Here is a 12889-nt window from a genome sequence, read left to right as displayed (position 1 = left end):
GAAAAGGGAAGCCTCGCCGGTTCATCGTAGTGCAAGTTGCCAGCGACAAATTGTTACTGCGTGGCGGCTTGAAGACGAACTCGGGCCGATGCATCAGCGCGGATGGGTAGGGAGTGCGTGCTTTTTTGCGGAGATATTGCTTGCGTTCCTTGCTTCTTGTGACTCTCGTAACCAGCACTTCGCTTCCCGTCGTGGCGGCAGCCGCGACAGCTGCGGAGGTGGGCGGCGAGACGGGCGCCGGGTCGGTGATCGCCGACGACGAGGACGATGACCTCGATGTGGACGTCAACGAGATCATGGTCATCGCCCCGCGAATTCGCGGGCAGGTCGATGTGCCCAATCAGCCGATCCAGACTTTCGATGAGGACGATATCGCAGCCTACGGGGCCGATTCGATCGCCGATCTGATTGCGGCCATATCGCCCCAGACGGGAAGCGGCCGGGGCCGGGGTGACGGCCGGCCGGTGATGCTCGTAAACGGGCAGCGCATCACCAGTTACCGGGAGATGCGCCGCATTCCGCCCGAAGCGATCCGGCGGATGGAAGTGCTGCCCGAGGAAGTGGCGCTGCGTTTCGGCTATCCGGCTAACCAGCGCGTCGTGAACGTCATCCTCAAGGACCGGTTCGCCGCTGCCCAGGCGGCGGGGGAGTACAACCGCCCCACGCGCGGCGGCTATGACAATTATGAGCTGGAGGCCGGGCTGTTCAGCGTGGAGGGGCCGCGCCGCTACAACTTCTCGGCCAAGCTCACCGAGACTTCGATGCTTACCGAGAACGAGCGGGGGATCGAGCAGGGTGATCCCGTCGCCGGCGAGCCCGACCCGGCCCGCTTCCGCAGCCTGGCGGCGAAAGAATCCGAACTGGAGATCGACGGGACGATGACTCAGGGGTTGGGCGAGGGCGGCCTGGCCGGTTCGCTCACGGTCAACGGTGCCTACACGCATACCCAGACAAACTCGCTGTCGGGTCTCAACACGGTGACGCTCACGCCGGATGGAGACAGCAAGCCCGATCCGCTGAGGAATCGCCAGGTGGCCGACACCTTCGAGGTCGGGCTGGGCTACAATACGATGCTCGGTGACTGGACGCTCTCGGCAACGGGCGACGGCAGCTACACCGACACGAACACGCGCGTCGACAGGCGCGATGCCGGCGGCGTCGATGTCGCCATAAACCGGGACCTTTCGCTTGAGACGCTGACGACGCTTTCGGGCACGCCGTTCAGGATGCCTGCGGGCGATGCCAGCCTTACGGTCAACGCCGGTTTCGATTTCGACCGCACCTCAAGCGAGGATACCCGCACCGCACTCGATACCGTGACGCTCAAGCGCGGTGACGTATCGGGCGGCGCGAATCTCGCGCTGCCGCTGACCCGGCGGGGTGATTTACTCGGTGCGATCGGCGAACTGGCGCTCAACCTGGGCGGCGGCGTCAATCACCTGTCCGACTTCGGCTCGCTGACGAACTGGAACGCCGGTCTGACGTGGAACCCGACCGATACGCTGTCATTCCAGGCCAGCTATCTGGTGGAAGATGCCGCGCCGGCCCTCTCGCGGCTCGGCGCTCCCACGATCCCGACTTTCAACGTCCCCGTCTATGATTTCGCCACTGGAACGACCGCGCTGGTGACGGTGACGACCGGCGGCAATCCCGATCTGCTCAAGGAAAAGCAGCGGGACATAAAGCTGTCCGCGAGCTGGGACCTGCCGTTCCTGCGGCGCTCCAACCTGATCGTGGAATATTTCCGTAATCGCTCCAGCGACGTGACGGCATCCTTCCCGCTGCTTACCCCGGCGATCGAGGCCGCGTTTCCCGGCCGGGTGACGCGCAATGCCGCCGGCCAGCTCATCGCCATCGACCGCCGGCCGATTACGTACGACGAAATTTCCAGTTCGAGCATGCGCTGGGGGTTCAACCTGTCCGGCAGCCTGGGCAGCGACGAGGAAGCGCGGCCCCCGGCGCGGCGGGAGGGCGCGCCGGCGCCGGGGGGCGGACAGGGAGGCGCTCGCGGCGAAGGACAGGGCGCGCGCCAGGGCGCATCGGGTGCCGCCGGCAGCCCGCCGCCGGTCCGCGGATTCGGTCGCGGCGGCCGCGGGAGCCGCTGGAACCTCTCGATCTATCATACCTGGCGTTTCACCGATCGCGTGCGGATTGCCGAAAACATGCCCGTGCTCGACGCGCTTGCCGGCGATGCGCTCGCCTCGGGCGGCGTGCCGCGTCACTCGATCGAGTTGGAAGGCGGCGTGTTCAAGAACGGCTACGGCCTCCGGCTGAAGGGCGAATGGGACGGTCCGGCCACGGTCAACGGCAGCGGTCTTCCCGGCAGCTCGGATCTGCGTTTCGGCAGCACGTTCGTGGTCGATGCGCGCCTGTTCATCGACCTTGGCCGCAACGAGAACCTCGTCGCGAAAGTCCCGTTCCTGAAGGGCGCCCGCCTTGCACTTACCGCCGACAACCTGCTCGATTCGCGCCAGAAGGTGACCGACGAGAACGGCGAGGTTCCGTTCGCCTATCAGGCCGCCTATCGCGAGCCCCAGGGCCGCGTCGTCGGCATCGACTTCCGCAAGATGTTCTGAGGAAGACCGAAGGAGCAGGTCTACCGTTTCACCGCGCCATGCCCTATCTCGCGGGCATGGCGCGTACACCTGCCGGCAAACCCGAACACCCCAAGGGCCTCGAGCGCTTTCACGAGGAGCGCGCGACATATACCGTGCGCGGATCGGACCAGCCGGACCTCCAGGCCGGTGCGGAGATCATTCGCGACACCATGCGCACTCTGCCGAACCGGCCGGGGGTCTACCGCATGCAGGATGCGCGCGGCGATGTGCTCTACGTTGGCAAGGCGCGGGTGCTGCGCAATCGCGTGGCCAACTACGTCCAGTGGGAACGCTTGCCGAGCCGGCTGCAGCGCATGGTCAGCCAGACGCGGTCGATGACGATCGTGACCACCAACTCCGAGGCGGAGGCGCTGCTGCTGGAAGCGCAGCTCATCAAGCGGTTCCGCCCGCCGTACAACGTGCTGCTGCGCGACGACAAATCGTTCCCCTTCATCCTGCTGCGCGCGGACCACGCTTTCCCGCGCATCATGAAGCATCGCGGCGCGCGCAAGGCCAGGGGCAACTATTATGGCCCTTTCGCCAGCGCCGGATCGGTGAACACCACGATCAACGCGCTGCAGAAGCTGTTCCTGCTGCGAAGCTGTACCGATTCCTTCTTCGCCCGGCGCGACCGGCCTTGCCTGCTCTACCAGATCAAGCGCTGTTCAGCCCCTTGCGTCGGCCGCATCGAAGAGGCCGATTATGCCGAGCTTGTGCAGGAGGCGAAGGATTTTCTGGGCGGCAAGTCCAGCGCCGTGCAGCGCAAGATCGAGGTGCAGATGGCAGAGGCCGCCGAAGCGCTCGACTTCGAACGCGCCGCCATGCTGCGCGACCGGCTGCGGGCGGCGACCTTCATCCAGGGCAGCCAGGCGATCAATGCCGAAGGGCTTGATAATGCCGATATCTTCGCGATGGCGGGCAAGGGCGGGCAGATCGGCGTGCAGGCCTTCTTCATTCGCGGCGGCCAGAACTGGGGGCACCGCGCCTTCTTCCCCACACACACCGAGGGCCTTTCCGAAGAGGACGTGCTGCAAAGCTTCCTGACCCAGTTCTACGAGGAAGTGCCGCCCGCGCGCTGTATCCTCATTGACCGCGAACTGCCCGAGGCCGAGCTTCTGGCCGAGGCGTTCCGCGAGGGGGCGGGGGGTAAGGTCGAGATTTCGGTCCCCCAGCGCGGCGCCCGGCGGCGCCTGATCGCGCAGGCCACGCGCAACGCGATCGAGGCGCTCGACCGCCGTCTGGCCGAGCGCGGCACGCAGGCGAAGACCTTGCGCGAACTGGCCGAGTTCCTGGAGCTTGCCGAAGTCCCGCAGCGGATCGAGATCTACGACAACAGCCACATTCAGGGCGCCAAGGCGGTGGGCGCGATGGTGGTGGCGGGGGCGGAAGGTTTCCTCAAGAACCAGTACCGCAAATTCAATATCCGGACAGCGCAGACCAACGACGATTTCGGCATGATGCGCGAGGTCATGGCCCGTCGTTTCGCCCGGGTGATGGAGGAAGACCCGGAGCGTGAGAGCGGCACCTGGCCGGATCTGGTCCTGATCGACGGCGGCAAGGGCCAGATGACGGCCGTGCGAGAGACCGTGGAGGAACTCGGCATCGAGGATATCGCCCTGATCGCGGTGTCCAAAGGGCCTGACCGCAATGCCGGGCGAGAGATCTTCCATTTTCCGGACGGGAGGGAGAAGACGCTGCCGCTCAACTCACCCGTGTTGTTCCTGCTTCAGCGCCTGCGCGACGAGGCGCACCGTTTTGCCATCGGAGCCCACCGCGCCAAGCGCAGCCGGGCGATCACGGCCAGCCCGCTCGACGAAATTCCCGGCATCGGCCCGGCGCGCAAGCGCGCGCTGCTGCTGCATTTCGGAACGGCGGGAAAGGTGCGCGCGGCAAGCCTTGAGGACCTCCAGCGCGCGCCGGGTGTCAGCAAGGCCGTCGCGCAGACCATTTACGACTTCTATCACCCAAACGGGTAATCGGGCCTAGCGCTCAACTTCCGCCGTGACCCGATGGAAGAAGGGATGGTGCGGAGTCGCGCCATGGTGGATGTTCGTGAACGTGCCCCCGCACAGGCTGGCCAGACGGGCCTCGGCGGTCGAGATTTCCTCGCCGGCGCGAACGTCGACGTGGAGCTTGAGCTTGCCGTCGAATTCGAAAATGATGTTGACTGCCTTGGGAAATTCCGACTTGACTTGGTCAAGCAGCTTACCGAGTTCATCGGCGATGGAGGTGCTTCGTTGCGGCTGCGGGAACGGTTCGATCTGATTGACGTATGTTGCTTCCGACATGGTTCTGCCCCTTGGTCTTCGCGGCATTGTAACCGTTGTGGACCGATTTGGCAGCGGGATTCCGCACTTGCGAACGGTTATCAATCGTTAATCAGACCCGTACACCAAGCCTTCGCATGGCACGCCAGCCATAGGCTTTGGCCAGATTGCGCGCTGGCCAGCGGCCGGGGCTTCGCGGGCGCAGTCCGAATCTGCGCAGCAAGCCGTTGAAAGTCCGGGCGTCCGCTTCCGCGAAGCTCCATTCCGAACGCCAGGTGATCGACAGGGAAACCGAAGGCTCGGGGCCGTTGCGCACGAAATGCGGGGCCATGACGGGTACGAACAGGGCCTCTCCGGCTGCCAGGGGAAATTCGCGTCCGCCGGGGAGCAGATCGTCGCGCCATCGCAGTTCCCGCGCGCCGCCCGTGTGATAGGCCTCATGCGCCTCGTCGGGCGCATAGCGGGGGTTGCCGGCGGGAAACTGCGTCATCACCTTCGAACCGCGAACCTGCAGCAGGATATTGTGCTCGGGATCGAAGTGATAGGGCGTGACGCCCCCGGCCGAAGTCACGAAGACGAAACCCTGTGTCTTCAGCATCCGCCCGGTGCGGGCTTCGATTTCCGGGCGCAATTCGTCCAGGAGATCGGACAGCAGCGCGGCATAGGCCGCGTGCTGTTCGATGTTCTTGAGCACCGCCCAGGAATTGGTGGTCTCTATGTGCCGGATCGTTTCGCCGATGGGAATCCCGGTGGCTGCCGGCTTGCCGTTGACCCCGATCGGCTGGTTGCCGGCGTTGTACTCGATCGAGGCCTCGGGCAGCGCCTCGGCAAGGCGGGCGAGGGTCCCCAGTTCCATCAGCGGGTGAGCGCCGAGAGTGTGGACGAGCTTGTGCGGGGTCTCGGGGTAATGGGAGGCGAACATGGCGCGCGCCTCCGGCGAAAAAATGGTCATCGGTCGAACCCTGCGGGATTGCGCGCGGTTTCGGCGCGCACGAACTGGCGGAAGACGGAGCGGCGCAGACGGCCGCCGATGGCGATGGAAAGGCGGCCGATACGGCTTCGCTCGCGCCATAAGTGATCGATCATGGGATGATCCGCCGATGCGCAGCTATCGCTCCAGGCGATGTCCTGGCGTTCCAGAACGGCAAGATTCTCCCGTTGCAGCAGCACGCCGGGCGAAAAGCGGGCAAAGCGCTCGTCGAACGCGGTCTTGTAGGAGAAGGCGCCGGGCGGGGCCTGAAAGGTCGCCAGCATGGCGAGCGGCCGGCCGTCCAGCGTCAGCGTCAGCCGTTCGAGGCGTCCACGCCGCGCCGCGCCTTCCATGCTTTCGCGAAACATCCGCTCGGTACCCGCATTGCAGGCGAGCGCGGAGCCCGCCTTGCCTTTCCAGCCGGCGGCTTCGAGGACGAGGAAATCGTCGCACCACTTGTCGATGTCCGCAGCGTCCGTTCGGCGGGCAAAGAGGGCTTTGCCTTCTTCGGACAGCCGTTTCGCCTGCCGTCGCAGCTCCTTGCGCTTCTTACCCGAAAGCGAGACTTCCAGGTAGCCCTCGGGTGAGAGGTCCGAGGCCAGCATCGCGCGCTTTTCGAGGTGGACCGTTCCGGCGTGCCGTCCTTCGCGGGCAAGGACATCCTCAAGCGCCTTGTGGAGCGGGCCGCCAAGGGCAATGCCGCGCAAGTGCATGAACAGGGCCGAGCCGGGGTGCGCGTCCGCCCAGTTCAGCACGGCCTGCCAGAAGGGCACCTCGCACCCCCGCGCCACCAGAGGGACGCCGCAAAAGCAGTTGGCATGGAGCCAACTCGCGATCTGCGGCACGGGCCAGCGGTAATAACGCGCGGCGCGTACGACCGGCAGCAGGCCCGCAAGCCGGCCGGCGTGCTCGAAACGCAGTATCCTGACCCCACCGGTATCCGGCAGGTGGCGCAGGGACGGCAGCAGGTACCAGCTTTCGAAAAAGGGATTGGGCTCGGCGGCATCGAGCGCAAGGCGGTCCCACGCGTCCGTCTCCGCCTCCAGCGCCCGCCAGGGAACGCAGGTCAGGGAGGCTTCGGGGACATGCGCGAGGCCCGCTTCGACACCTGCCGCCGAACGCGCGATTTCGTCCTTTGCCTTGCTGGCCACGTTCGGGAACGTCCGGTTGTTGCGCGGAATGCTGCGTGCCGGGCCTAGCGGTTAACCATCAAGGAATTACTAACGGGGCGGGGAGGCGCGAGCGGGCGAACAGCGCGAAGTTCCTCGACGGGCACGAAGAACCCCGCCGGCGCGAACCGGCGGGGTCATTGCAAGGTCAGTGGTAAGGTGCCGTCAGCCGGCCGCGAGAGCGGCCAGCAGCAGCAGTGCGACGATGTTGGTGATCTTGATCATCGGATTCACCGCCGGACCCGCGGTGTCCTTGTAGGGATCGCCCACGGTATCGCCGGTCACCGCGGCCTTGTGGGCCTCGGAGCCCTTGCCGCCGTGGTGGCCGTCCTCGATGTATTTCTTGGCATTGTCCCAGGCACCGCCGCCCGAAGTCATCGAAATGGCGACGAACAGGCCGCTGACGATCACGCCGAGGAGCAGTGCGCCCAGCGCCGCGAAGCCGGCCGCCGGGTCGCCCGCGACGGCGGTGATCACGAAGTAGACCAGGATCGGAGCCAGCACCGGCAGCAGCGAGGGGATGATCATCTCCTTGATCGCCGCCTTGGTGACGAGGTCCACCGTCTTGGCGTAGTCCGGCTTGGAGGTTCCGGCCATGATGCCCGGATCGTTGCGGAACTGGTCGCGCACGTCGATCACGACGTCACCGGCGGCGCGGCCCACGGCGGTCATGCCCATGGCGCCGAACAGGTAGGGCAGCAGCGCGCCGAGCAGCAGGCCCACGATCACGTAGGGGTTCTCCAGGCTGAAATCGACCGTCAGGCCCGGGAAGAACTCGCGAAGGTCGGTCGTGTAGGTGGCGAAGAGCACCAGCGCGGCAAGGCCTGCCGAGCCGATCGCATAGCCCTTGGTCACCGCCTTGGTGGTGTTGCCCACCGCGTCGAGCGCGTCGGTCTTTTCGCGAACAGCGTCGTCGAGGCCGGCCATCTCGGCAATGCCGCCGGCATTGTCGGTGACCGGGCCATAGGCGTCCAGCGCGACGACCATGCCGGCCAGCGCCAGCATGGCGGTAGCCGCATAGGCAATGCCGAGCAGGCCCGCGAGCTGGTAAGTCGCGATGATGCCGGCAACGATCACGATCGTCGGCATCGCGGTCGCCTCGAGGCTGATCGCGAGGCCCTGGATCACGTTGGTGCCGTGCCCGGTTTCCGAGGCCTTGGCGATCGACCTGACCGGGCGGTAATTGGTGCCGGTGTAGTATTCGGTGATCCAGATGATGAGGCCGGTGATGACGAGGCCGAGAAGCGCGCAGTAGAACAGCACACGGCCGTTGAAGTCCGTGTCCGCGATCGGTGCTTCCATGCTGCCCAGGGCATATTGCATGGCGAACCAGATGGCCGGGATGGACAGCACCGCGGTTACCAGGAAACCCTTGTACATTGCGCCCATGATATTGTTCGATTTGCCGAGGCGCACGAAGTAGGTGCCGATGATCGAGGTAACGATGCACACGCCGCCGATCAGCAGCGGAAGCGCCATCATTTCCATCAGGTTGTCCGCCGTCGACAGCAGCAGGGCGGTGAGCACCATGGTGGCACCGACGGTGACGACGTAGGTTTCGAACAGGTCGGCGGCCATGCCGGCGCAGTCGCCCACGTTGTCGCCTACGTTGTCTGCGATGACGGCCGGGTTGCGGGGATCGTCCTCGGGAATGCCGGCCTCGACCTTGCCGACGAGGTCGGCGCCGACGTCAGCGGCCTTGGTGAAGATGCCGCCGCCAAGGCGCGCGAAGATCGAGATCAGGGAGGCGCCGAAGGCAAGGGCGGTCAGCGCCTCTACCACGGTGCGGTCCTCACCGCCGACAGTGTGGCCGGCCGGACCCGTCAGGTACCAGTAGAATACCGAGATCGCGAGCAGGGCAAGGCCCGCCACCAGCATGCCGGTGATCGCGCCGGCCCTGAATGCCAGTGTCAGCCCCGGCTGCAGCCCCGTCTGGGCCGCGGCGGCCGTGCGCACGTTCGCGCGCACCGAGATGTTCATGCCGATGAAGCCGGTGGCGCCCGAAAGGATCGCGCCGATCACGAAGCCGAGCGCCGAAACCCAGGTCAGGGTCACGGCGATGATGATGGCGACGACGACGCCGACCAGCGCGATCGTCGAATACTGCCGCTTCAGGTACGCCTGAGCGCCTTCCTGGATGGCGGCTGCGATTTCCTGCATTTTCTCGTTGCCGGCTGGAGAGCCCAGCACCTGACGACTGGTGACCAGGCCATAGACGATGGCCAGCAGCCCCAGGACAATTGCGATCGTGACTAGGTTCACGTAACGCCCCCTTCCCAATGTGAGTTCGCTATTTCGACGGGTTTTCCCGTTCGAAGGCGCAAGGGCTATAGACAAGAATCAAGGCTGGCAAGCGACTTATCCGCAGGTTGTCGGCAAGTCGCAAAGGGTGCCGCGGTGCTTGCGCCGCAGCGAGATCAGTGTTGGTAGCCGAGGTGTCCGGGAAGCGGTATTGGCTCGCCATTGTGAACCAGGGCCAGTCCCGCGCCTCCTCCGACGCTGCCGATGGCACTGACCTCGCAGCCGAGCCCGGCCGCGGCCTTACGAATTTGCGCGGTTCGCTGGGGCGGAGCGGTGAACAGCAGGCAATAGTCGTCGCCGGCCGTCATTGCCGCCAAGCGCGCGTCAAGATCCTGCCCCGCGACCTCGCGATGCGCATCTGACAGCGGGACCGATTCCACGGATATGACGATGCCGGCCCCGCTTGCCTCAGCCATGCGGCGGCTATCGACGAGCAGGCCGTCCGAAACATCCATCATCGCCGTCACATGAGGCGCCAGGGCGATCCCCAGGACAACGTCCGGGGCAGGGCGGCGATAGCGCCGGACAAGCCAGTCGGCGGTCACGGGGTCCGACCTTGCGGCGAACCGATGTCCCGAGAGGATCGCAAGGCCGAGGCCGGCATCGCCTATCGTCCCGCTCACCCACACCCGGTCGCCGGGCTTGGCTCCGCAGCGGGACGGTATCGCGCAGCCCTTGGGGCCGCGCCCGATGGCAGTCAGCGAAAAGCTGCGCGGGGCGCCTTGTGGCATGCGGACGGTGTCGCCGCCGAGCAGGGGAATGGCGAAGTGGGTCGCGGCCTGCTGAAGTCCCTCAAGGAAGCCGTGATCCCATTCCTCGTCGCCAAGCGCATAGGAAACGAGGCAGCCGACCGGCTCCGCGCCCTTGGCGGCAAGGTCCGACACGTTTACCGCCACGAGCTTCCATGCCACATCCGCTGCCGGATCGCCGGGCAGGCAGTGCACGGTCTCGACGATCGTGTCCATGGTGAGGACCAGCGTCTCGCCGCCGATCTCGATCACCGCCGCATCGTCGGCAAGACCGCGCGCGGCCGGATTGGTGGCGATGGCGCGCAGGGCTTCGATGAAGGCGAATTCACTGGTCACGCCCCGACCATGGCGATCCGGTGTCGGCAAGTCGAGAGGGTCAGCGCACCGCCTTGGCGACGGCGTCCAGCACGCCGTTGACGAACTTGGCCTCGCGTTCGTCGAAGAAGGCGTGCGCGACGTCGACATATTCGCTGATCGCGGCGCCTGTGGGCACGTCGGCGCGGGCCATGAGTTCGAAGGCGCCGCAGCGCAGGATCTGGAGCATGGTCTTGTCGAGACGGGCGATCGACCAGCCTTGCGCGAGCTTGCCGGTGATGCGTTCATCGATCTCGCCGCGACGGGCGATCACGCCCTTCACGATATCGTCGAAAAATGCGGTTTCGGCCTTGGCGTACCGGTCTTCATCGATTTCCATGCCGAGACGGTGCCGGTGGAATTCGTCGAGCAGCGTGGCGGCGGGAGTGCCTTCCATGTCGTGCTGGTAGAGCGCCTGCACCGCGGCGAGGCGGGCGGCGGCGCGCGCCTTCTTGGAACTGGTCATTGGCCGAGCCTTACTTGTATCGAGCGCGCATGCGCGGGGAGCCCTTCCGCGTCGGCAAGGGCCACGGCGGCGGGGCCGATGGCCTCTAGCGCCGCCTGATCGAGCTGGATGAAGCTGGTGCGCTTCATGAAGTCCAGTACCGAAAGGCCGGACGAGAACCGCGCGCGGCGCCCGGTGGGCAGGACGTGGTTGGGGCCTGCGACGTAGTCGCCCACGGCTTCCGGCGTCATGCGGCCGAGAAACACCGATCCTGCGTGGCGGATCGCGCGCATCAGTGTTTCGGGCTCGTCCGTGGCGATCTCCACGTGCTCGGCGGCCAGCGCATTGGCGAGCGCGGGAGCCTCGTCGAAGCTGGTCACGTCGATGATGACGCCGTTGTCGTTCCAGCTCGCGCGCGCGGTTTCGGCAGTCGCGAGGGCGGCAAGTTCGGTTTCGACCGCACGCGCCACCGCATCGGCAAAGGCGGCATCGTCGGTAATGAGGATCGACTGCGAGGTCGGGTCGTGCTCGGCCTGGCTGAGCAGGTCGGCGGCGATGCGGCGCGGCTCGTTCTTCGCATCGGCGATGACGAGGATTTCGCTGGGGCCGGCCACCATGTCGATGCCCACGACGCCGTAAAGCTGGCGCTTGGCTTCCGCGACCCAGGCATTGCCGGGGCCGGTGATGACGTCGACCGGGGCGATCCTGTCCGTTCCATAGGCGAGCGCGCCCACGGCATGGGCACCGCCCACGCGCCAGACTTCGTCGACAGCGGCAAGGTGCGCGGCGGCGAGGACCAGTGGATTGACCTCGCCCCCCGGTGTCGGGGTGACCACGACCAGCCGCTCCACGCCCGCGACCCTGGCGGGAATGGCGTTCATCAGCAGCGACGAGGGATAGGCTGCTCGCCCGCCAGGAACGTAGAGCCCCGCGGCATCGACCGCGCGCCAGATCGCGCCGAGGCGCACGCCGGCCTCGTCAACATAATCCCGGTCCTCGGGAAGCTGGGCCGCGTGGTACGCGCGAATGCGCGCGGCGGCGAGTTCGAGCGCTTCGCGCAGTTCGGGTTTCAGCGCTGCGAAGGCCGCGCGGCAATCTTCGGCGTCGATCCGCCAACCGCTTTCGTCGAGGTCATGGCGGTCGAAGCGACGCGTATAGTCGGCGACCGCCGCATCGCCGCGTTCGCGCACTGCGGCCAGGATGTCCGCAACGTCCCTGGCAACGTCGACGGCGCTCTCCCGGCGGTCGGCAACGACCTGCCGAAAGGCTTCGTCGAAGCCGGCGTCCCTCGTCGACAGGCGCAGCATCAGGCGGCCGCCTTCTCTTCGGCGACGAGGGCGCGGAAGCGCTCCACCAGCGCGGCAACACGCTCGTCGGTCTTGAGCGCGGCGCGGTTGACGATCAGACGCGCGGAAATATCGAGGATGCGGCTCGTTTCGACAAGGCCGTTCTCCTTGAGCGTGCGTCCGGTGGAAACGAGATCGACGATCCGGCTCGACAGGCCCAGCGAGGGCGCCAGTTCCATCGCACCGTTGAGCTTGACCACTTCGGCCTGCACACCCAGCTTCTCGAAATGACGGCGAGTGAGGTTGGGATACTTGCTGGCGATACGCAGGTGCGAGGGCGGCGGCCCGCCAACATCTCCCACCGGCTCGGCGACCGACAGGCGACAATGGCCGATGTCGAGATCGACAGGCGCGTAGAGGTCCGAATAGTTGAATTCCTCGACCACGTCCGATCCGACGATGCCGACCTGCGCCGCACCATGCGCCACGAATGTCGCGACATCGAAGGCGCGCACCCGGATCAGGCGCATGTCGCTGTCTTCACAGGCGAAGGAAAGCGCGCGCGATTTCTTGTCGTGGAACTCCGCGTCGGGCACCACACCGGCGCGTGCCATCAGCGGCAACGCCTCGTCGAGGATACGGCCCTTGGGCACGGCGAATGTCAGCGGTTGAGGCATAGGGCGCGCATTTAGGCGCGCTAAGGTGAAAGGGCAACACGCGATGGACGGCGAAGACAACCGTCGTCATCCCG

10 protein-coding genes are annotated in these 12889 nt (G+C 66.1%); 2 read left to right on the top strand and 8 right to left on the bottom strand.

The annotated features are described in order from the left end of the window. The first annotated feature begins 140 nt into the window (after positions 1-140). Positions 141-2576 (top strand): TonB-dependent receptor, encoded by a 2436-nt coding sequence (locus IEX32_RS01300; protein ID WP_188767440.1) that lies wholly within the window; start codon positions 141-143, stop codon positions 2574-2576. Positions 2577-2614: 38 nt separating this feature from the next. Next, positions 2615-4573 carry an excinuclease ABC subunit UvrC gene (gene uvrC, locus IEX32_RS01295; RefSeq protein ID WP_229735773.1) on the top strand — a complete coding sequence of 653 codons (1959 nt, stop codon included), beginning with the start codon at positions 2615-2617 and terminating at the stop codon, positions 4571-4573. Between the two features lie 6 nt (positions 4574-4579). On the opposite strand, the gene IEX32_RS01290 is transcribed toward uvrC, so the two are convergent. The 8 genes from IEX32_RS01290 to hisG form a co-directional block, all read right to left on the bottom strand. Further along, positions 4580-4885, bottom strand: coding sequence for a hypothetical protein (locus tag IEX32_RS01290; protein WP_188767427.1), 306 nt, complete (start codon positions 4883-4885; stop codon positions 4580-4582). A 91-nt stretch (positions 4886-4976) separates the two neighbouring features. Next, on the bottom strand, positions 4977-5816 hold the full coding sequence (locus IEX32_RS01285; RefSeq protein ID WP_188767425.1) for a cupin domain-containing protein: 840 nt from the start codon (positions 5814-5816) through the stop codon (positions 4977-4979). Next, positions 5813-6985, bottom strand: a complete 1173-nt coding sequence (locus tag IEX32_RS01280; RefSeq protein WP_188767423.1) for a GNAT family N-acetyltransferase — start codon at positions 6983-6985, stop codon at positions 5813-5815. The genes IEX32_RS01285 and IEX32_RS01280 overlap by 4 nt, the downstream gene beginning before the upstream one ends. Positions 6986-7168: 183 nt before the next feature. Beyond that, complete coding sequence (locus IEX32_RS01275) at positions 7169-9265, bottom strand: sodium-translocating pyrophosphatase (RefSeq protein ID WP_188767421.1); 2097 nt, start codon at positions 9263-9265, stop codon at positions 7169-7171. A gap of 155 nt (positions 9266-9420) precedes the next feature. Next, complete coding sequence (gene thiL / locus IEX32_RS01270; protein ID WP_188767419.1) at positions 9421-10389, bottom strand: thiamine-phosphate kinase; 969 nt, start codon at positions 10387-10389, stop codon at positions 9421-9423. A gap of 40 nt (positions 10390-10429) precedes the next feature. Next, complete coding sequence (gene nusB, locus IEX32_RS01265) at positions 10430-10873, bottom strand: transcription antitermination factor NusB (protein ID WP_188767417.1); 444 nt, start codon at positions 10871-10873, stop codon at positions 10430-10432. After that, positions 10870-12159 carry a histidinol dehydrogenase gene (gene hisD, locus IEX32_RS01260; RefSeq protein WP_188767415.1) on the bottom strand — a complete coding sequence of 430 codons (1290 nt, stop codon included), beginning with the start codon at positions 12157-12159 and terminating at the stop codon, positions 10870-10872. The genes nusB and hisD overlap by 4 nt, the downstream gene beginning before the upstream one ends. Then, on the bottom strand, positions 12159-12815 hold the full coding sequence (gene hisG / locus IEX32_RS01255) for an ATP phosphoribosyltransferase (protein ID WP_188767413.1): 657 nt from the start codon (positions 12813-12815) through the stop codon (positions 12159-12161). The genes hisD and hisG overlap by 1 nt, the downstream gene beginning before the upstream one ends. Positions 12816-12889: the final 74 nt, after the last annotated feature.

This window comes from Novosphingobium endophyticum (assembly GCF_014640675.1).
Lineage (GTDB): Bacteria > Pseudomonadota > Alphaproteobacteria > Sphingomonadales > Sphingomonadaceae > Novosphingobium > Novosphingobium endophyticum.
The sequence above is the reverse complement of the archived record's forward strand: the minus strand, read 5'-3'. Positions and strand labels throughout refer to the sequence as shown.